Origin of the sequence: Neisseria perflava (assembly GCF_002863305.2) — a bacterium.
GTDB lineage: Bacteria > Pseudomonadota > Gammaproteobacteria > Burkholderiales > Neisseriaceae > Neisseria > Neisseria perflava_A.
This window is the reverse complement of sequence record NZ_CP136962.1, coordinates 849,129-870,168: the sequence shown is the minus strand read 5'-3', so window position 1 is coordinate 870,168 and position 21,040 is coordinate 849,129. Positions and strand designations below refer to the sequence as shown.

Genomic DNA, 21,040 nt, shown 5'->3' with positions numbered 1-21,040 from the left:
CTTAGCATTTCAAAATCGTCTGCCATGCGGCAATGCCCTGCAAATCAAACTCGCTGCCGGTGAGTTCGTCCATCATTTGCGCCAGTGCGGCGGCGCTTTCTTGTTTACGCTCGCTGATGTGCTGATAGGTGTCGGCATATTTGTCGCAAAGTGCGGTCAGTTTTTGGCTGAATTGCGCCAGCATGTTTTCAGGCAGCCTGCACATCGCCGCATTGAGCGGAACAAACCATTTTTGACGGAGCAAATCGAGGGCCTCGGCATCATCTAAGGCTTCAATAGTGGCTTTGGTTTTGCTGTGAAGCTCGGCGGATTGGGTTTTGAGTTCTGCCTTAAGTGTTTTTTCTTCGGCAAGCAGTTTATAGGCCGTCTGTAATTTTGCGCCCAGGCTTTCTTCGGCAAAAATGTGTTTGTCGATGGCTTTGGTCAAGTCGGCTTTTTTGGCAATTGTTATGCCGTCGGCTTCCAATTCTTGTTGCAAGGCTTTTGGAATTTCGGCATTGATAAAGCCGTCGCCTTCTTCATTGACGGCAGGGCAGGCTTTTTCTTCTTCGCTCAGGTTTTCCAAAATGCTTTGCATTTCGGCGGCGATTTCCGCCAAGCGGCTTTCTTTGGCTTTTAGGTTTGCCAATTCCTGCGGCAGTTTGACGGCTTGCACCAATTCAAACGGCAGAATATGCCCCACCCAGCCGTCTTGTACTTCGGCTTCTTTTTTGGTTTTGCTGTCTTTTTTCAACACCATAAATGGATCAACCTGCTTAATTGCCTGTTTGCCCTCGGTTTGAATCATCTCCAAATCGGCGGCAATGCCTGCCACATCGACGCGCCATAGGTCATCGAGTTTTTGATAGGCGGTATAAAAATCCAATAGGGGCATTGCCTGCACTTTTTGGCGGATGAGTTCGGCAAGCTGCTGCTGGGTTTGGGAGATATTGAGCGTTTCCATCGGCTCAATCAGCAGGATTTCCAAGCGAGCGGGGAAATCGGCAAAGTTTTGGGCAAATTGCGCTTGGTAATTCAGCACGCTGGCGTGGCTTTGCATGGCGGCTTTGAGATTGTCGGTTTTCGGCTGCACATAAGGTGTGCTGTTATCGGTAAACAAGGCCGTCTGTAAACCGTCAAAGGCTGCCCAATAGTCTGCGAATTGTGCCAGCTCTGCTTTGGGAATGCCGCCGTGTATGGTGGCGAAAATATCCCATTGCTCCGTCGGTTCGGCGGAATCGACATAGCGCGGAATGTTGAGGTTGTAGCCGTTTGCTACAATTTCGGCTTTCGGCACAATGCGGGAGAATTTAGGCAATTCTTGGCGATGGGTTACGCAATCGACAATGCGCTTGATGTCGCTTGCCTGCAAATGGTTGTTTTTGCCCACTTTGATGAAATGCTTGGAGGCGTCAATCATCAACACGTCGTTACGTTCGCGCTCTTGGCGTAAAACGATGATGATGGTGGGAATGCCCGTGCCGAAAAAGATATTGGCAGGCAGCCCGATAATGGCATCGATATGATTGTATTCAATCAGATTTTTGCGGATTTTCTCTTCTTCGCCACCCCTAAAAAGCACGCCATGCGGCAAAACGATGGTCATGATGCCTTCGGGCTTTAAGTGGAAGAGGTCGTGCAATAGAAAGGCAAAATCGGCTTTTGCCTGCGGGGCGACGCCAAAGCGTTTGTAGCGGATGTCGCCTTCTTTGTCTTTGGGATTCCACGGCTGGGAATAGGGCGGATTGGACACTACGGCATCCAGATACAGCGGATCGCCTTCCAGCGGCCAGTCGTCTTCTAATGTGTCGGCGTTGCGGGTGAAAATATTGCTCGGCAAAATGCCGCGCATGACCAGATTCATGCGCGTGAGGTTGTAAGTGTTTTCTTTTAATTCTTGTGCGTAATATTTGATGCTGTCGGCGCTTTTGAGATGTTTGGCAACGCTATGGCCGATGTTGATCAGCAATGAACCTGAGCCGCTGGTCGGGTCGTAAATGCTGATTTCTTCACGGTCTTTGAGATGGTCGGCAATGATCTCCGACATCAGCAAAGATACTTCGTGCGGCGTATAAAATTCGCCCGCTTTTTTGCCTGCGTTGGCAGCAAACATACTAATCAGGTATTCATAAATAAAGCCCAATACGTCATAGCCCTGTTTGCCGTCCATCGGTATATCGGCAATCAGTACAAAAAGGTCTTTCACCGCATTGGTTTGGCTGGCGGCGGTATCTCCCAATTTGCTCAAACCGGATTCTAAGGTTTTGAAAATACCGTCAAAAACTGAGATGTAGTTTTCTGCAATATTGCGGCTGAAAGCGCTCATTGCAGTGCGGACGTTGGCAATATTGAAATCCGAGCCTTGGGCTAGCCAAGTTGAGAATAGATGTTCGTAGCTGATGAAATAACCGAGGTTTCTTTTGATATGGTTGACAAGCTCCCCGTTAGCTTCGGTAAGCTCATCGGCAAAATTTGATTTTTCTAAGCCTTGTTCAAGGGCAAATTTCTCCAGTTTGTCGGACAAAAATTTGTAGAAAATAAAGCCTAAGATGTAGTCTTTGTATTCGTTCGCTTCAATTTTGGAACGCATTTTATTCGCAGATTGCCAAATTTTGGCTGCAAGTTGTTGTTTATTCATTTTTTCTCTTATTGGTTTTTGATTTTATACATATTACGGTATTTATGATTACTTGGTGCAGGCTAGCTATGATAAACCATCAACACAGTGTTTACATAATTTACATCGTAGAGGAAGTATGATTCATCGATGCAATGCAAAATGGTAGGAAAGCTCACATTACACAAAGGCCGTCTGAAACTCAACTTTCAGACGGCATCTTGTATCCATATAAGAGCCGCTATCTCTATTGGCGAGGATGAGATTGAGCTTGTCATCTTTGAATATATCAGACGGTCTTAAAACTCAATTAAATAATGTCCGGATTTAGCACCAAATCATATTCGCCAAACTTTGGAAATAGAATTACCTTATCTTTTTGAGGATATAATTCTGTTTTTTCATATCGCTCATTATTAATAAAATCTTCTTTCAAGATATAGCAGTCATCCGTATTTTCATTGAAGAAATAAGTATATCCTTCTGCTAAGTCATGAGATTCCAAAGTTATATAATCTCTCCATACAGCCATAGAAAGAAAATAATATTGCGAATTAGAATATTTTTGAAATTGATGGGTTAAATAATCCCTTCCAAATTTATCGAAAAAATTTACTGAAAAAAAACCTACTTCCTCTCGCAAAGTAATTACATATTCAGGTTGTTTCACCGAACCTATTACGGCAGTATATAACTCCCCTTTAATATGTTTTTCCTCAGCTTGTTTCTCAGAAAAAGGCTTATGAAGTTCCTTATAACCATAAGACCACTGCTCACAATAAAAAATATCTTTCTTCATTTGTAAATCCTTCCTATTGTATCCCTAATGCTAACATTTTCTTCTAATGATTAGGATAGAACAAGCGTTTGAATTTTGAAGACGATTTATAAAAACTCTTTGAAATCTCTCTACTCTTTGAAAAAGAAAAAAGGCCGTCTGAAAAGTGCAGGCTGCTTTTTGGGATTTCAGATGGCCTTTAAAAGCAGTCTGCGCTTGGAGGGGGTATTGTGTTTAGCTATCTGCCAAATACTTTCCGCCAGGCATTCGGATTGATTTTAAACTTGGCTTTGAACTGCAAACGTAGGTTTGCCGCGCTGCCGAAGCCACTTTGTTCAGCGATGCGGTCTATCGGCAAATCCGTATTTTCCAACAAATCCTGCGCCTGCCATAGCCGCTCTGTGGTGAGCCACTCACCGAAATTCATGCCTGTGGCTTGAGAAAAATGGCGGATAAAGGTACGGCGGGAAATGGCTAATTTTTTTGCCAAATCGTCCAAGCGGTATGGGGTGGCAAGGTTTTGGCGCAGTTCGTCCAATAGGTGATTGATTTTGTCATTGGCTGTACGACGTTCGACAGGTCGGTGGATAAACTGTGCCTGCCCGCCTTCGCGGTGTGGTGCCGCAACCAAGGTACGGGCAAGGTCGTTGGCAACGGTTGCACCGTGGATTTTACGGATGAGGTAAAGGCAACAATCCAGCCCGCCAGCCGCACCTGCCGATGTTAAAAAGTTGCCGTCTTCCGCATATAGGCGGTTGGTATCTAGATGAATTTTAGGGAAACGGCGGACAAAGTCATCTTCGGCAAGCCAGTGGGTGGCGGCGGTTCTGCCGTCTAAAAGTCCTGTGTAGGCAAGGGCGTAAGTGCCGTAACATAGGGCGGTGATATGTGCACCACGTTGTACTGCTTTCTGTAAATGTGCGCTCAACTCGGGTGTCGGGGCTTCTTCAATATTGCGCCAGCCTGCGATGACGATGATGTCGGCTTCTTCCGTCAAATCTAATCCGCCGTGTACGGGAATGCTTGCGCCCAGTGCCGTGATGACGTCTTTGCTGTCATCGGAACAGATTTTCAGGTCAAAGAGCGGATTGTCCCGATAGGTCGTCTGAAAAACAGAAAAGGGAATGTTGAAGACAAAATCGTTCATGCCCGATTGAGCATATAGCACGATTTTGGGGACAGCTTGATTTTGGCGAAACTCGTTACGCTCGTTTTCAGACGACATTTTGGCACTATCCTTACGTTTATTGGCAATATTGCCTATTTTAGCCGATGCACCTGCTGCTTAAAATACGCTCCATGATTTTTTAAGGAGCAACATCATGAAATTCAAGCAATTTATTCTTGCCACTGTTTTGGGCGCGACAGCCTTTTCCGCTTGGGCAGACGATTCATACCAACATATCCGTAACGCTACTGCCAAAGTCGAATACGCAGGGCAGACGTTTTTGATTGACCCGTTTTTCGCACCCAAGCACTCCATGAACGGCTTTGCCGGCACGTTCAACAGCCAAGCCAAAATGCCGCTGGTCGGGCTGCCGATGAGCGTGAATAAAATTTTGGACGGTGTGGATGCAGTTATCGTTACCCATACTCACGAAGACCATTGGGACGAAGCCGCCGCACGTTCCATTCCGAAGAAACTGCCCATATATGTGCAGCACCAAGCCGACGCGGCAAAAATCCGCAGCCAAGGCTTTACTGATGTACGCGTGTTGAACGGCAGCTCTGTCTTCAACGGCGTAACCATCAGCAAAACCGGCGGCGTACATGGTACAGAAGCCATGTATGCCAACCCGCAGCTAGCCGAAATCTTAGGCGATGCAATGGGTGTGGTATTCCAAAGCAGCGGACACAAAACCGCTTATGTTATGGGTGATACTGTGTGGACGGCAGATGTAAACAAAGCATTGAACCGCTACAAACCCGATTATCTGATTATGAACACGGGCTACGCGCTGATTTCAGGCATTTCAGACGGCATTATTATGGGGACGGCTGATGTATTAAAAGCCAGCCAAGTCATGCCTAAAGCCAAAATCATCACCGTACACATGGATACCGTGAATCATACCGCCGTCAGCCGCGCCGATATGCGTAAATTTATACGCGGTCAAGGCATTGAAAGCCGTGTGAACGTTCCGGAAGACGGAGAAATCCTGAAACTGGATTGATAAACGACACATTACCCTAAGCAGCCTGCACCTTGTTTTTCAAAGTGCAGGCTGCTTTATTTTTTCGCTGCTTTTGTTAAACCGTCCAACCATGCTTGATGGCCGTTTACCATTGGATTTGGCACAGTTTCTGCCAAGCCTTTGGCGAGTTTGCCGATTTGGCTTTCTTCGGTTAATACACGCTCGCGGTTGTTAGGCAGGCTTTCTAAAATCCAAGCGCCGAAAATTAAAGTGGTGGTGCTGGCGATTAACGAAAGCATCGTACAAAATCAGCTTGAACAGCAGTAAATTGACTTTGCGGTGGTTACACTAGACTTCCAAGCACAGGATATTCACGCAAAAAATTTGTATGACGAACGCTATATTTGTGCCGTTCGCCACGATCACCCAATAGCCCAACAAACAGAACTTACCCTTGAGCAATTTTGCCAGTTAGAGCAAGCCTTAATTTCCTATCATGGCGGCAGCTTCAGTGGTGTTACCGACCAAGCGCTGCAATCGATGGGGCTACAAAGAAATGTCAACCTATCGGTACAAAACTTTATTGTTTTGCCTGAATTACTAGAACAAAGCGATTTATTGGCAGTCCTGCCTGAACGTTTGATTGGCAACTTGCCCAATCTCAAACGCTTTGAACCCCTTCTTAAAATTCAAGGTTTTACCAAAACACTGATTTGGCACGAACGGACACATAAAGATCCTGCTTATAAATGGATCAGAGAGTTGATAGAAAAGGCTTGTTTGATTGAAGAGGAATAATGAATGCTAATGATAGGTACGAGAAATTTCCCTTTATGGTCTGTAAATAGCGTATAAGCGAATGCACTTTTAAAAGATGCAGTAAAAAGGCATAATTGAAGCCCTCATTTTTCAGAATTATTTGTTGTAGGAGCAGAAGATGAATATTTTATTATTAGACGGTGGTAAAGATTTCGGACATTCACATGGCGAGTTGAACCACACGCTTCATAAAAAAGCGAAAGAAGTTTTGACCGCACTTGGACATGATGTAAAAGAAACCGTGATTGATGCCGGCTATGATGTTGAGGCAGAAATCGAAAAATTCTTATGGATGGATACAGTGATTTGGCAGATGCCAGGCTGGTGGATGCACGAACCTTGGACAGTGAAAAAATACATAGACGAAGTATTAACCGCTGGACACGGCAAGCTTTACCACAGTGATGGTCGCCATCGTGTTAATCCAAGCGAAGGCTATGGCACAGGTGGCTTGTTGCAAGGCAAAAAACACATGCTTTCGCTTACTTGGAATGCCCCGATTGAAGCGTTCACTCGTGAAGGAGACTTCTTTGAAGGAAAAGGCGTGGATGCTTTATACATGCACTTCCACAAACTCAACGAATTCATCGGCTTGACCCGTCTGCCGACATTCTTATGTAACGATGTGATTAAAAATCCACAAGTAGCACGATACTTAGCAGACTACCAAGCACACTTGGAAAAAGTATTTGGTTAATGGCAAAAAAGGTGGGTAAAAATGTCCACCTTTTTTATTATTGATGAATAGTTGTGATCATTGTAAATGAGCCACATCGTTAAGTTGCTCAATATGAAAACCGCTTTCACTATCGTATTTCACAATACTAATCGAAGTATTCAACAATGACACGGATTTACCCTCATCACGATGGTTTTCCCAAGTCGCTCCGCCTAGTAAGGATAATAAAAGCCGCAAGGTATGGCCATGCGATACCACTAAAATATTGGCTCCCGATTGATGTACCTTAATGATATCGTAAATAGTGGCCATTGCACGTACTGCTAATTGTTCAAAGGTTTCGCCACCATTGCTTAATGCTTTATAAGCTGCCGGGTCATTGGTTAATTGTTTGAATTCGGTTAGCTTCCGCAGATCAGCGATCTGCATACCTTCCCAACTTCCAAAAGATTGCTCATTTAGTCCACAGTGCTGAAAAAGAGGAATAGGACGCTGACCGATAATATGGCCAGCCGTATCAATGGCGCGTTGTAAAATACTGGAATAAGCAGCGGTAAATTCTACTTGTTGTAGCGCCGCCCCGGTTTTCTGAGCTCCTGCAATCCCTTGTTTGGTCAGTGGTGAATTGCCGGATCCCTGCAAAAGCCCTTGTTCGTTCCATTGGGTACGGCCATGGCGAATAAAATAAAAAGTGAGTTGTTTTGACATCATAGTTCCTTGGAGACCTGGAAGTATAGGGTATAACTAACTTATGATGCAAAGGCCGTCTGAAACGATAATTTCAGACGGCCTTTTTACTTTAACGTGTGCCGTTTAGATACGGTCGTGCCTGGAGGATAACAAGCTTACCATTGTCAAACGCCCATTCGATGTCCTGCTCACCATTAGCAAATAGCTGTTTGATTTGTTGGCCGGTTTGGTCAAGGCAACGGATTTGTTCTTGATTCATCACATTGCCATTGGTTACAGGAATTTCCCGTACTCCACCGTTTTTATCCAGTTGCAGCGCTGTGGTTTCATTAGAGGAGCTGAGACGTTGTACAGAATCATTGCGACGGTTATAGACTACCTGTTCGGCTACCCGTTTGCCCTCAACGACACGAATACCCAACCCGTGTTTGGCGGCAATGTAGGCGCTGTTTTTCTGAGCAATATCATAAGGATTGATGGTAACCAGTACGCCGGAGAGATCTGCATTAATGCTTTGTTGCACAAAGACACTCATTTTCACGCTATCGTGAGGCAATCCGGCAATACGGCGGGCTTCGTATGCGCTGTAATTGAAAACGGAGGCCCAAGATTGCTTCACTGCTTCGGCCAACGCGTTTTCATCGGTAACATTTGGCACGGTGGTGTACAGTCCTGCGCCGCTGAAATTAGGCAGGTCTTCGGAATTAGAGGAGCTGCGGACAAACACGCCTTTGCTGTTTAATTGGCTGCGCCATTGCTCAGCCCATCTGTGTTTCCATTCCGACGGGATTTCGGCATCGGTAATTTTTTTCTGCAGTGTGAGCAAGGCAGTGCGACGCTTGCGGTTGTCTCCATCACTTTGTGTTTCGATGTGTGCCAGTGTTGTCGCGTTAATACCCAGTCTATCCATCATGGCTTGATAGTAAGCAAAGGGAATGCAGAATCCATCAGGTACATTACTACCTTCAATATGGGCGAGAATATGACCGAGGTTGGCAGCCTTACTGCCGCAGTAACGGCTGTCATCACGGTGAAGGTTTGCCAAAGCCCGAAGGCTGTAATCGGAAACATCGGGTTGGGGCAGGGTAAGGCCGTCTGAAAAGCTTTTGCTGGTAGTGTTCCGGTTGGTTTGGATAATTCGGTATTGCTTAGCAGTCGCTTCAAATTCGATACGACGGCCAATATACGGGGCTAGGATTTTTTCTGCATCTTTAAGGTAAATATTGGGAATCCCCCAGCCGCGTGCCAGTACATTCACATGCGATAGTGCAGTGGATGGTTTCTCACTGATAATCCCCGCCACAGGTGGCAGCTCCAGGGGAACCTCTTTCAAAATAATAATATCGTCGGCGCCGACATTATAAAGATCATCTTCTTTGGCAATAACGCGTAATGTGCCTATCGCTTTGCCTTGGTTTAGAGGCAGATAGGGGAAATTCTTAATCAAACTTTCTTGGGTAATAAAAGGAACTTTGCTTTGTTCAGCAACGGTTTCCTGCCATAAAGAATTGGTTTTATAACGCAACGGAGCGTAGAAACTGTCTTTCAGACGGCCTGCCGCCAATTTCAACAATTCAGGCGTGATTTTGTCTCCTTCCCAAAACTCATAAACATATTCCTGAGTGCTATTCTGCCAACTGATAGTACCAAACAGATAACGCCGGTTAGGACTACGGTATTGTTGATTCAATTCAGTTTTCGACAGCATGGGTTTCGAGATAGTAGCCAGATAATGCTCATGCAGCCGAAATTTGGGAGTATTGATATAGTCAGTACGGTTATCGTCTTCACGATCGATGAGGAAAAGGATATGAGGAATTTCATATTCACTACCTTGCTCATAGATACGCGAAAGTAAGTCAAAATCGGCCTGGCTTTTGATTGCAGATAACGCAGGAATTTGTGTTTTAACTGGAGTGGCTACAGTTTGACGCTTTTCAGACTCGTAATAAGAAGGCTTACGCGCCGTTGGTGCAGCCGTGTCGGCTGTCTCAGCCTCAGGACGGCACGCTGAAAGTAAAAGCAATATTGGGAGGCAAAAAGCAGGTTTCATGATGTTATCGGTTATCCAAATCAGATGAAAAGAAATATACCTATTGTAAAAATCTAAATCAAACTGTTTGTTGCCTGGATAAATCAGTGCCGTTTGAAACGTGATTTCAGACGGCCTATTTAAATGGTGTTTTTAAGATAAATTTGGCAATTCTGTTTTGCAGTAACTGTATTACTGCTTTACTGAATAGTGGAATAGGGTAGGGTGAAATGTCTCTTTATCCCTTATTTCAACCGTTCGGACAGACTTTTTTCCATTTATCCCATTCGCTTTACCATCGGCATTATCCCCGTTACTATACGGGGTTCATCGTCAGTCGGATATTACCCTTATGACCGCCCGCCAATCCTACCACCTCACCTTCGCCCGTTTTTCCCCCTCACTTTCAGTCCGCTCCTTCAGTGCAACCGAAGCGGTCAACACCGCTTACCGTGTCGAAATCACTGCCACCTCCACCGATTCCTCCCTGCCTCTCTCTTCCTACCTCAACCAACGCGCAGCATTTGAGATTCGTCCGCAGGAAGGCTTACTGTCGGAAGTGGCCGGGGCATTCGGGTCTGCTTCAGACGATCCCCCGGCGAAGCAATGGCAGGGCATCATCACCTCATGCGAGAAGTTGTCGGTTTCCAAGGATGAAACCGTTTACCGCTTTGTTTTAGAGCCGCGCTTCGCGGCTTTAAAACATTTCCAGACTTCCCGGCTGTTCCAATACCAAACCGTCCCCGACATCGTTGCCGCCGTCTTCAAACATCACGGCTTCTCCGGTGTCGACTACCGTTTCCAAAAGAGCCGCAACTACACCGTACGCGAGTATGTCACCCAATATCTCGAAAGCGACTTCGACTTTATCAACCGTCTGTGTGAAGAAGAAGGCATCTGGTATGCCTTCGAACAGCATGAACAACATGGTGACGTAGTCGTCTTCGGCGACAGTCCCGAACACTACTTGCGCAGTCAAGGCTTACCCGTTTCCTACCGCCACCATGCAGGATTGGAGAGTGTCGGTACCGAAGCACTGTTCAACTTAAGCATCCGCCACAACCCCATTGTCGAAGGCATACGCACGGCCGACTACAACTACCGCAGTGCCGATACCGACCTCTTTGCCGAAACCGACAACAAACAGTCCGAAGAATCTGCCGACAATACCGTCTTATTGGGCAAACAGCAACACTGGGGCCTTCATCCCAAAACAACCGACGAAGCCCAAGTTCAGACGACCCTGTTGAACGAAGCCAACCTCTGCCGCCAAACCATCGCCAACGGTAGCGGCAACGTCGTCTCCATGGCACCGATGAAAGTGTTCCAAACCGATACTGCCTTCCCCGAAGCACCCGACGGCTGGCTGGTACTTTCCATGGAACACAGCGGCAGCCGAGATACCGCCTACAGCCATACCTTTACCACCATCCCCGCCCAACTCGCCTACCGTCCCGAACGCATCACCCCGCGTCCGCATATCGACGGTACCTTACCGGCACGGGTAACCGCGGCTGAGAACTGCACCTACGCCTATATAGACGATATGGGCCGTTACCGCGTCAAATTACCGTTTGATTTGGACGAATGGAGTCCGGGCGGGGAAAGCCGTCCCGTCCGACTGGCCAAACCCTATGCCGGTCCCGAATACGGCATCCACTTCCCCTTACACGAAGGCACCGAAGTGATGCTGTCCTTCGTACAGGGTAATCCCGACCGTCCGTATATCTCCGGCGTCATGCACGACAGTGCCCATACCGACCACATTCCTGCAGACTGGAACACAAGAAACGTCATCCGTACCTGGGCGAACAACAAACTCAGGATGGAAGACCTGCAGGGACAGGAACACATCAAACTCGCCACCGACTATCAGAAATCCCAACTCAACCTCGGCCACATCGTCGACTCAAACCGCAACAAACGCGGAGAGAATGGCGAAGGCTTCGAACTCAGAACCGACGGTTGGGGCGCGGTACGGGCCGGCAAGGGCATACTCGTCAGCGCACAAAACCAGGATGCCAACGGCAAAGTGCTGGATATGGACGATGCCATCTCCCAACTCGAACAGGCACTCTCCCTGGCCAAAAGCCTGAACAAAGCCGCCCAAACCGCCAACAACCACAACACCGATGAAGAAACCCAAAGAGGCCGTCTGAAAGACGCCCTTAAAGACCTGAAAGAGGCCGGTTTAATCCAAACCGCTCCCGCCGGCATTGCCACCGCAACAGAACAAAGCCAACTTCACACCGCCAATGAAAACATCCACCTGGTCAGCGGCAACCATACCGACATTACCGCCGGCCAAAGCCTGACCGCCCATGCGGCAGAGAGCGTTAACCTGTTTGCGCAAAGCAGCGGCATCAAGGTACAGGCCAATCAGGGCAAAGTGGAAGTGCAGGCACAGAATGACGAGTTGCAGCTGAATGCCTTAAAGGACGCAACGTTAACCAGCAGTGCAGGAAAAATTACTATTGCGGCGAAGGAGGAGATTCTGATTACCTGCAAAGGGGCGTATATCAAACTGAGCAACGGGGAGGTTGAGATCGGGAGTCCGAAGGTGCTGCGAGTGAGGGCGCCGATGGTGGTGAATGGGGTGAATAGGATATCTAATTTATTACCACTGTTACCTTCAAATCAGAATAAAAAAGAAAATACAAGTATTCAAATTAAACGAATAGGAATAAAAAAATTATCAGGAATTTCATTAGATTATAAACTAAAAAATTCTGATGATAAAACTATCTTTTCATCTACAACGCGTCATGAAAGCGGGTTGAGCAATGTTTATGATAGAAGTAAATTTGATGGTGGTAGCTATCTTCTTATCGGCAAAGAAAGCGATAATTGGCAAATGTTTGTGCATGAAGAAGATGAAGCTAAGAAGGATTTAAAATGAGCAAATCAAAATTAATGATAGTCTTCAAAGACTCTTTGGCTGGTACGCCTGAAAAATTACGCTACCGCGTATATATCAATAGTGTACAGATAGGGGAAGGAGAGGTAGGAAAAAATAGAGATATTGCTTCTTATCAAATTACATGGCATGAAAATCGGTTGGTTATTGATGAGGAAAGAGTTATTGTACCTAAACAACAGCCTAAGGAAAGCGTCATTGTACCTAAACAGCCTGAGGATAAACAGTCTTATGATTATGTTGAAGTTAAGGTAGTCGCTGCAAATGGATCGGAAAAAACTATAGGCCGACATAAGCATCTGAGGCCAACAAATACGACTGTGACTTTAGTCTCTCCTTGGGTAAGAATTCCCTTAGCAGGCGGCGGGATGTTTGAGGGAGATTTTTTTGAAGTTGAATATAATATTAAAAGGAAAGATCATAATTTATTTGCGAAAGTCATTATTAAGGATATACCAAGGAAAATCGTATTGACAGCATTGAAATATAGAGGAAGTAAAAAATGGGAGTTTGATACTGAAAAGACTTCGACGAGAAAATTAAAGAAAAATGATTCACGTCACGCAGGCTTATTTATGGGTAAACCTACAGCTAAAGAAATAATAGTAACTGAGGAGTTTAAATATCCGAATCCTTCAAATAAATGCAGTACATTCGTATATGATGTACTACAAGAGGTTGGTATTAATATCCCATGGCTGTCTCATGGATGGATACCTGAAGATTCTCCTCCTTTGGCAGGAGAATGGGGAGACAATAAATTGACATTTCTAGATAATGATTGGTTTCTTTTAAGAAATAACCCATTACCTGGTGATATTGGTTCATTTGATGTTAAAAGAGATTATGGTAAAAAATGGAGTGATGCTTCTGGTCATGTGGGTTTTATTCTGACAGACGGAGTATGCATTTCTGCCGGACATTATAAAGTAGAAGTCAATGATGCAGGATTTAGAATGAAAAATGGAACAGCTTTACAAAATGATTTTGATTTTAAAACTTTTCGCAGATATAAACATAAGGTAATTAAAAAATGAAAAAAATATTTTTATTTATTGCCTTATTTTTATTGTTGCCATTATTGACTTTTTTAATATATACAGAGATTCCTTACAGTGGGTGTTTAAATTATAGGCCAGCTAAAGAATCGGAATTTCTACGAGTAATCGATGAATTGTCTGAGGAAAATAAAAGACAATATTTACTAAAGCGTCATCTTGTTGGTGGATATACATGGAAAGATTTTGAATATAGCCCTTACGACTTTACTGCTGATAACCGATTAAATTTTATTTATAAGGATCAAGATGAATATACATGCGATGCAGCACACGTACTGTTATCCCAAGATTATGATCAATCTCAGAAGGCATATACAATATTGTTGATGCAACATACTTCGATTAGAGAGCATTTATACTTGGCAAAAATTGTAAACCAATCATATAGCCAAAACATACTGACAGATAAAGAGGCATTAATCAATTTGTTTTATTCGCCAGACTTGCATGGGACAGGAACAAACGCTAAATATCGATGGCTACCGGCATGGAGAAGAGAGTTTGGAAAATATGCTGAAAAAATGCTGGCCAGAGAGCAATTAGAAATTATAAATAAAAGATTATTTTTTAGTGAATGGTAGAACCTTGGGTTAGCGTTTAATAATCATAAAGGCCATCTGAAAACTACTTTAAGGTGGCCTTCCCTTTATATGCTCATTATCCTACAACCCGAGACCTTTGCAAAATTCCCCCAAGACATTTAGGGGATTTTCCATGACCACCTTCTTCCAGCAAACCGCCCAAGCCATGATTGCCAAACACATCGACTGTTTCCCACTATTGAAGTTGGATCAGGTGATTGATTGGCAGCCGATCGAGCAGTACCTGAATCGTCAAAGAACCCGTTACCTTCGAGACCACCGCGGCCGTCCCGCCTATCCCCTGTTATCCATGTTCAAAGCCGTCCTGCTCGGACAATGGCACAGCCTCTCCGATCCCGAACTCGAACACAGCCTCATCACCCGCATTGATTTCAACCTGTTTTGCCGTTTTGACGAACTGAGCATCCCCGATTACAGCACCTTATGCCGCTACCGCAACTGGCTGGCGCAAGACGACACCCTGTCCGAATTATTGGAACTGATTAACCGCCAACTGACCGAAAAAGGCCTAAAAGTAAAGAAAGCATCCGCCGCCGTCATTGACGCCACCATTATTCAGACCGCCGGCAGCAAACAGCGCCAGGCCATAGAAGTCGATGAAGAAGGGCAAGTCAGCGGCCAAACCACGCCGAGTAAAGACAGAGATGCCCGTTGGATAAAGAAAAACGGCCTCTACAAACTCGGTTACAAACAACATACCCGTACCGATGAGGAAGGCTATATCGAGAAACTGCACATTACCCCCGCCAATGCCCATGAATGCAAATACCTGTTGCCGTTGTTGGAAGGACTGCCCAAAGGCACGACCGTCTATGCCGATAAAGGCTATGACAGTGAGGAAAACCGACAACATCTGGAAGAGCATCGGCTGCAGGACGGCATTATGCGCAAAGCCCACCACAACCGTCCGCTGACGGAAACGCAAACCAAACGCAACCGACATTTGTCGAAGACCCGTTATGTGGTCGAACAAAGCTTCGGTACGCTGCACCGTAAATTCCGCTATGCGCGGGTAGCCTATTTCGGTCTGTGTAAAGTGAGTGCGCAAAGCCATCTGAAGGCGATGTGTTTGAACCTGTTGAAAGCGGCTAACAGGCTAAGTGTGCCTGTTACTGCCTAAAATGCGGCCGGATGCCTGATTATCGGGTGTCCGGGGAGGATTAGGAGGGTATTTGAGGAGAGTCAGTGGATATTTGAAACAAAAACAGTCGAAAACTTGTGTTTGGATTTCGGCTGTCGGGGGAAAAGGAATTTTGCAAAGGTCTCAGGCCGTCTAAAATTTTGACGACCTTTGTTTTTAAATATTGTAAGTAATTGTAGAATTAATAGAAACTTGAATCATCAGGCTCAAATGTCATTTTATGAATTTAACATAATATAAATTATGTAGTTTTTCCCTATACCTAACAATCGCCGTTGTTTATTCCTGTTTGTTAACTATTAGTTAATTTTAAAAGATTTCGTATAGTACTCCAATTTTTATTATAAAATCAATAGGTTTTGATAGAAATTTGGCTACTTAATTTTACTGTGAACCTATCATTAATAGTAGCCTGACGAAATAGAGTAGGGCAAAGATAGTGAATTGTGCTAACTTTGTTTGAACTTATTCAAAACTGTTTAGATGGTCTTATTTCATTAATCCTATCTTTTTTCTCTCTACAAAATGCAAAGACCATTGTTGATTAGTTATTATCACTTATAACTACGGTCAATCCCTGCATTTTAGTTTCCACTGTTTTTCCTACTTTTTTTCAATCTTTCCTTAATCATGTGTGAACCTTTTCTTTTTCAGTCAATGACGTTATTTATTGGAGAAAAGTTTTCACTATCAGCCTTAACAATCACTATTAAAATGCGCTCCGATGTTCTGTCTCCGCCTGTATGCGGCTTGGGCTACGGCGAGGCTGCATTCGAGTAGGTTGCGGTTTTCGTATTCGGACGCGGTGTATGGTTTGGCCAGGTTTTGCTTCCAAAGCCGAAGTTGGGCGATAGCATGGCGCAGGCCGGTATCGTTGCGTAGGATACCCAGATGACGTTGGTTGAACGTCTGCAGGACGGGGCGGCTGAATGTGTTTTGGAGGCCGTCTGAAAAGATGCCTGCTTCGGCGGTGGGGTTTTCAGACGACCTTTGGGACGGTGCAGTTTGGGATGCTTGTCCGTCCGCGATGGTTTGGGCGGCAAGCCTTGCGGTAACGACGCATTCGAGCAGGGAGTTGCTGGCGAGGCGGTTGGCTCCGTGCAAGCCGGTGCAGGCTGTTTCGCCTAAGGCGTAGAGCTGCGGTAGGGAGGTTCTGCCGCTGGGGTCGGTTTGGATGCCGCCGCAGGTATAGTGTTGCACGGGGCGGACGGGGATGGCTTGGTGCGTGATGTCCAAGCCGCATTGGGACAGGCAGTGCCGATGGATGGACGGGAAATGCTGACGGACGAACTCTGCGGGTTGGCGGCTGATGTCGAGCGAGACGAAGTCTTGTGTTTGTTTGGCGATTTCGGCGGCGATGGCACGGGCAACGATGTCACGCGGCGCGAGTTCGGCGCGGCGGTCGTAATGCGGCATAAACCGTTCGCCCGATTGGTTGGTCAGGATGCCGCCTTCGCCGCGCACGGCTTCGGAAATCAGGAAGGTGCGTCCGTTTTCGGACGGTCTTGCCAAGCCTGTGGGGTGGAATTGGATAAATTCGAGGTTTTCGACTGCGCAGCCTGCACGTATTGCCATAGCGATGGCATCGCCCGTGCATTCGGGCGGCGTGGTGGTGGCGGAGTAAATCTGCCCGAGGCCGCCGCCTGCGAGTATGGTATAGCGGGCGCGGATGCGGTAGGTTTCTTGCGTTCGACAGTCGATGACGGTCAGTCCGCACGCCACGCCTGATTCGGTTTGGATATCTAACGCCATCTGCCGCTCGCAAACGCGGATGTTCGGGCGGCGGCGTATTTGGGCAATCAGGCTCTGCATGACTGCTTCGCCCGTGTAGTCGGCGACGTGGGCGATTCGGCGGCAGGTATGCCCGCCTTCGCGCGTCAGGTGCAGGTCGTTATTATTTTGGTCGAACGCCACACCCTGCGCCAGCAGCCATTCGATTGCCGGTTTACCCTGCGATAAGATGGTGCGGACGGCGGCTTCATCGCACAAACCCGCGCCCGCTTCCAAAGTATCGGTAACGTGTTTTTCGATGTCGTCCTCTCCCGACCACGCCGCCGCAATCCCGCCTTGCGCATGACGGCTTGCGGTGTCGTCCAGCCGGTTTTTGCACAAAATGACGATGCGGAACGACTCAGGCAGCGACAGGGCGAGCGTCAGTGCTGCCAGCCCGTTTCCGGCAATCAATGCGTCGCAATCGGTTTGCATGATGTTGTCCTTTTTGGAGAGGTCGTCTGAAACGGCAATATGGACGGCAAATCAGGCGGGGCCCATGCCGTTGAACACATCTTTTTTCTTCAGCCCTGCCGCGAAGTCGAGCATACGCTGCAAAGGCAGTTTGGCGGCTTCTCCCAGCTTTCTGTCCAACAGGATTTCGTTGTGCCCGCTCGTCAGGGCGTGTTTGATGCCGCCCAGCGAATTCATCGCCATCCACGGGCAGAACGCGCAGCTTTTGCAGCTTCCGCCGTTGCCCGCCGTCGGCGCGGCGATGAATTCTTTGTCGGGCGCCTGTTTTTGCATTTCGTGCAGGATGCCCAAATCGGTCGCCACGATGAATTTTTTTTCGGGGCGCGATACGGCGGCTTTGAGCAGTTTGCTGGTCGAGCCGACCACATCGCCCAGCTCGATGACGCTTTGCGGCGATTCGGGATGAACCAGCACCACCGCGTCGGGATGCTCCGCCTTCAACGCCGCCAATTCCTGCCCCTTGAATTCGTTATGGACGATGCACGAACCCTGCCACAGCAGCATATCCGCACCCGTTTCGCGGCGTATGTAGTCGCCGAGGTGGCGGTCAGGCCCCCAAATCAGCTTCTCGCCACGCGATTTCAGATACGACACGATTTCCAAAGCCACCGAAGACGTTACCACCCAGTCGGCACGCGCTTTCACGGCGGCGGAAGTGTTGGCGTACACCACCACCGTACGGTCGGGGTGTTGATCGCAAAACGCCGAAAACGCTTCTTCCGGGCAGCCCAAATCCAAAGAACATTCTGCTTCCAAATCAGGCATCAGCACTGTTTTTTCAGGACAGAGGATTTTTGCGCTCTCGCCCATGAAGCGTACGCCCGCCACCACCAGCGTATCGGCTTCGTGTTCCGCGCCGAAGCGTGCCATTTCCAGCGAATCGCCCACGCATCCGCCTGTTTCCAAAGCCAAATCCTGAATCAGCGGATCAACATAATAATGCGCCACCAAGACTGCGTTTTTTTGCTTCAGCAAGGCCTTGATTTCGTCTTTCAGACGACCTGCCGTCTCGCGGTCAGGCGTGTCGGCAACCTTCGCCCACGCCTGACGGATTTGGCAGGCGGAAGTCGGCGTTTGGATGAGGGGCATATCGTAATCGAACGAGCGGCGGGCGGCGGTTTGCATGAGACTTCCTTATGGCTGGTTTTTCAGACGGCATAAAGGTTTGCCGTTTATATTTTGAAATAGTTTTTATATTATGCTCAATTTGAGTATAATAAGCAAGATCGTCTGAAAACCGCTTTGGTTTACAATAAGGTTTTCTCTTGAATGAAAGCCACGCATGGATGCCTATCCTGAAACAGCAGCCAATACGCAAAGTATCGTCGAGCTGGTTCCTGTACTGATCGCCATTACAAACGGCAGCTTGAGGGTTTTGACAGTTGCTAAAGGAGAGCTATTACCCAATGGCCTGCTTGCACCGCTTCGCCACTCTCTGCAAGCAGGAGTCAGAATGTGGGTCGCCAAGCAGACATCGCAGCCTATGGGTTATGTAGAACAGCTTTATACCTTTGTCGATACGCGCCGCCAAAACGAGCGAGGCATGCCTGTCTTGTACGTCAGCTATCTGGGGCTGGTGCGCGAGGCAGCCGACAGCATCCTGCACCCCGACGCAAAATGGCAGGACTGCTACGGCTATTTTCCGTGGGAAGATTTGCGTACTGACGGCAGGCAGCGCGACGCCATCGTCAGCCGCCTGCGTATTTGGGCAAACTTGGCGGATACGGAGGAAGTGCGCCAGAAGCGGCTCAAGCGCATTCATTTGTGCTGGGGGGTAGAACCTGAAAATTGGTCGGAAGAATACGTTTTGCAACGCTATGAAATGCTGTATGAAAGCGGCCTGATAGCGGAAGCCGCCGAGCCTCAGGAAAACTTCAACTTCGCACTCACGGGGCAGCCTATGCGCCACGACCACCGCCGCGTGTTGGCGACCGCCCTATCCCGCCTACGAGCCAAAATCAAATACCGCCCCGTGATTTTTGAACTGATGCCGCCCGAATTTACACTGCTGCAACTGCAAAACAGCATCGAAGCCATCAGCGGCAGATTGCTGCACAAGCAAAACTTCCGCCGCCAGATTCAGCAGCAAAACCTCATCGAGCCGTCGGATACCGGCGTATCAGGCAGTAAAGGCCGTCCTGCACAGCTTTACCGCTTCCGAGATGACGTTCTGCCTGATCAGCTGATTTCTGATATCGGACTGCCGCTGGGTAGCCGCTAACTGATTTTCAGACGGCCTCAAATTAAATTTTGTCCCATCGGGCAATATCAATATTTTTCAACAAAGGAACCTTCATGTCGTCTGAAAACAATCTTCTTCCTCTCCCCGATACCCTGTTGCGCCCCATGGTAGAACAAGCCTTGAGCGAAGATCTGGGCAGGCGCGGCGACATTACATCCGCCGCCGTCATCGCGCTCGACAAAACCGCCAAACTTTTCCTGATCAGTCGTGAGGACGGCGTAATAGCAGGCATGGATTTGGCGCGCCTTGCCTTTCAGACGATGGATCCGTCCGTCCGCTTCCAAGCCAAAATCCAAGACGGGCAAGCCGTCCGCGCAGGTCAGATGCTTGCCGCCGTCGAAGGCAACGCCCGCGCGCTGCTCGCCGCCGAGCGCACCGCGCTCAACTATCTTACGCACTTGAGCGGCATCGCTACCGCCACCGCTCGCGCAGTAGCCGAAGTTGCCGGTTACAATGTGGACATCGTGTGCAGCCGCAAAACCATCCCACTGCTTCGCGTCCTTCAAAAATACGCCGTCAGAGCAGGTGGGGGTGTGAACCACCGCATGGGCTTGGACGACGCCATCCTCATCAAAGACAACCATCTTGCCTATTGTGACAGCATCGTCCAAGCCGTACGGCAGGCAAAGCAGGCGGTCGGACCGTTGACCTGCGTGGAAATCGAAGTGGACACGTTGGCACAACTGGACGAAGCCATCGTGGCGGGCGCAGAACGGATTTTGCTGGACAACATGGACGACGAAACCCTGAAAAAAGCGGCAAACCGCTGCCATACGCAAGCCGCCCACCCCCACACCGTCTATTGCGAAGCATCGGGTGGCATCGGCTTCGACCGCCTGAAACGCGTGGCACAAACCGGCGTGGACGGCATCGCCCTCGGCTATCTGACCCACAGCAGCCGCTCGTTGGACATAGGTTTGGATTTCGTGGCTTAAATTTCGAGTTTGCTATAAAGTAAAGGCCGTCTGAAATATAGACCTTTTATTTTCAAGCAGCCTTTTTGCTTCCAAAGCAGAAGATATAAAAATTATGCAGTTTAGCTTCAACCTTCATATAACATGAAAGAGTAGGGCATAACTAAGCCATCATGTAAAAAGCCGTCTG

Annotated in this window: 17 protein-coding genes; 9 read left to right on the top strand and 8 right to left on the bottom strand. The window is 47.6% G+C overall.

The genetic code is table 11. The features are described 5' to 3' along the window. Position 1: 1 nt before the first annotated feature. The 3 genes from CYJ98_RS03910 to CYJ98_RS03900 form a co-directional block, all read right to left on the bottom strand. Positions 2–2,617, bottom strand: coding sequence for a type I restriction-modification system subunit M (locus tag CYJ98_RS03910; RefSeq protein WP_101755438.1), 2,616 nt, complete (start codon positions 2,615–2,617; stop codon positions 2–4). Between the two features lie 289 nt (positions 2,618–2,906). Then, positions 2,907–3,395, bottom strand: coding sequence for a hypothetical protein (locus CYJ98_RS03905; RefSeq protein ID WP_101755437.1), 489 nt, complete (start codon positions 3,393–3,395; stop codon positions 2,907–2,909). A 217-nt stretch (positions 3,396–3,612) separates the two neighbouring features. After that, positions 3,613–4,599: a GlxA family transcriptional regulator gene (locus tag CYJ98_RS03900; protein WP_101755436.1), complete on the bottom strand. Its 987-nt coding sequence runs from the start codon at positions 4,597–4,599 to the stop codon at positions 3,613–3,615. A 97-nt stretch (positions 4,600–4,696) separates the two neighbouring features. Between CYJ98_RS03900 and CYJ98_RS03895 the strand changes: the two genes are divergently transcribed. After that, entirely contained in the window at positions 4,697–5,548 is an 852-nt protein-coding gene (locus tag CYJ98_RS03895) for an MBL fold metallo-hydrolase (protein WP_070587643.1), read from the top strand. Between the two features lie 56 nt (positions 5,549–5,604). Here CYJ98_RS03895 and CYJ98_RS03890 read toward each other — a convergent pair whose 3' ends face one another. Continuing rightward, positions 5,605–5,808 (bottom strand): hypothetical protein, encoded by a 204-nt coding sequence (locus tag CYJ98_RS03890; RefSeq protein WP_070587640.1) that lies wholly within the window; start codon positions 5,806–5,808, stop codon positions 5,605–5,607. A 40-nt stretch (positions 5,809–5,848) separates the two neighbouring features. Here CYJ98_RS03890 and CYJ98_RS03885 point away from each other — a divergent pair, with 40 nt between their 5' ends. Continuing rightward, positions 5,849–6,307 (top strand): LysR substrate-binding domain-containing protein, encoded by a 459-nt coding sequence (locus CYJ98_RS03885; RefSeq protein ID WP_101755435.1) that lies wholly within the window; start codon positions 5,849–5,851, stop codon positions 6,305–6,307. A 139-nt stretch (positions 6,308–6,446) separates the two neighbouring features. Then, positions 6,447–7,025 carry an NAD(P)H-dependent oxidoreductase gene (locus tag CYJ98_RS03880; RefSeq protein ID WP_101755434.1) on the top strand — a complete coding sequence of 193 codons (579 nt, stop codon included), beginning with the start codon at positions 6,447–6,449 and terminating at the stop codon, positions 7,023–7,025. Between the two features lie 57 nt (positions 7,026–7,082). On the opposite strand, the gene CYJ98_RS03875 is transcribed toward CYJ98_RS03880, so the two are convergent. After that, on the bottom strand, positions 7,083–7,715 hold the full coding sequence (locus CYJ98_RS03875) for a histidine phosphatase family protein (RefSeq protein ID WP_101755433.1): 633 nt from the start codon (positions 7,713–7,715) through the stop codon (positions 7,083–7,085). Positions 7,716–7,806: 91 nt separating this feature from the next. Then, positions 7,807–9,750 carry a PEP/pyruvate-binding domain-containing protein gene (locus tag CYJ98_RS03870; RefSeq protein ID WP_101755432.1) on the bottom strand — a complete coding sequence of 648 codons (1,944 nt, stop codon included), beginning with the start codon at positions 9,748–9,750 and terminating at the stop codon, positions 7,807–7,809. 331 nt (positions 9,751–10,081) lie between these two features. On the opposite strand from CYJ98_RS03870, the gene CYJ98_RS03865 reads away from it, so the two are divergent. The 4 genes from CYJ98_RS03865 to CYJ98_RS03850 all read left to right on the top strand — a co-directional run bounded on the left by CYJ98_RS03865 (position 10,082) and on the right by CYJ98_RS03850 (position 15,429). Then, the gene (locus tag CYJ98_RS03865; protein WP_317870047.1) at positions 10,082–12,628 is read left to right on the top strand and encodes a type VI secretion system Vgr family protein; all 2,547 of its coding nucleotides are present in this window, start codon (positions 10,082–10,084) and stop codon (positions 12,626–12,628) included. Beyond that, entirely contained in the window at positions 12,625–13,683 is a 1,059-nt protein-coding gene (locus CYJ98_RS03860) for a CHAP domain-containing protein (protein ID WP_101756408.1), read from the top strand. Before CYJ98_RS03865 ends, CYJ98_RS03860 begins: the two co-directional genes overlap by 4 nt. Then, positions 13,680–14,288, top strand: a complete 609-nt coding sequence (locus CYJ98_RS03855) for a hypothetical protein (protein WP_101756407.1) — start codon at positions 13,680–13,682, stop codon at positions 14,286–14,288. The genes CYJ98_RS03860 and CYJ98_RS03855 overlap by 4 nt, the downstream gene beginning before the upstream one ends. Before the next feature lie 133 nt (positions 14,289–14,421). Further along, on the top strand, positions 14,422–15,429 hold the full coding sequence (locus CYJ98_RS03850) for an IS5 family transposase (protein WP_101756406.1): 1,008 nt from the start codon (positions 14,422–14,424) through the stop codon (positions 15,427–15,429). A gap of 717 nt (positions 15,430–16,146) precedes the next feature. On the opposite strand, the gene nadB is transcribed toward CYJ98_RS03850, so the two are convergent. Beyond that, positions 16,147–17,655 carry an L-aspartate oxidase gene (gene nadB / locus CYJ98_RS03845; protein WP_101756405.1) on the bottom strand — a complete coding sequence of 503 codons (1,509 nt, stop codon included), beginning with the start codon at positions 17,653–17,655 and terminating at the stop codon, positions 16,147–16,149. A 51-nt stretch (positions 17,656–17,706) separates the two neighbouring features. Further along, positions 17,707–18,819, bottom strand: coding sequence for a quinolinate synthase NadA (nadA, locus tag CYJ98_RS03840; RefSeq protein ID WP_101756404.1), 1,113 nt, complete (start codon positions 18,817–18,819; stop codon positions 17,707–17,709). A 157-nt stretch (positions 18,820–18,976) separates the two neighbouring features. On the opposite strand from nadA, the gene CYJ98_RS03835 reads away from it, so the two are divergent. Both CYJ98_RS03835 and nadC read left to right on the top strand, forming a co-directional pair. Next, positions 18,977–19,915: an NUDIX hydrolase gene (locus CYJ98_RS03835; protein WP_101756403.1), complete on the top strand. Its 939-nt coding sequence runs from the start codon at positions 18,977–18,979 to the stop codon at positions 19,913–19,915. Positions 19,916–19,989: 74 nt separating this feature from the next. Next, positions 19,990–20,871, top strand: coding sequence for a carboxylating nicotinate-nucleotide diphosphorylase (nadC, locus tag CYJ98_RS03830; protein ID WP_101756402.1), 882 nt, complete (start codon positions 19,990–19,992; stop codon positions 20,869–20,871). Positions 20,872–21,040: the final 169 nt, after the last annotated feature.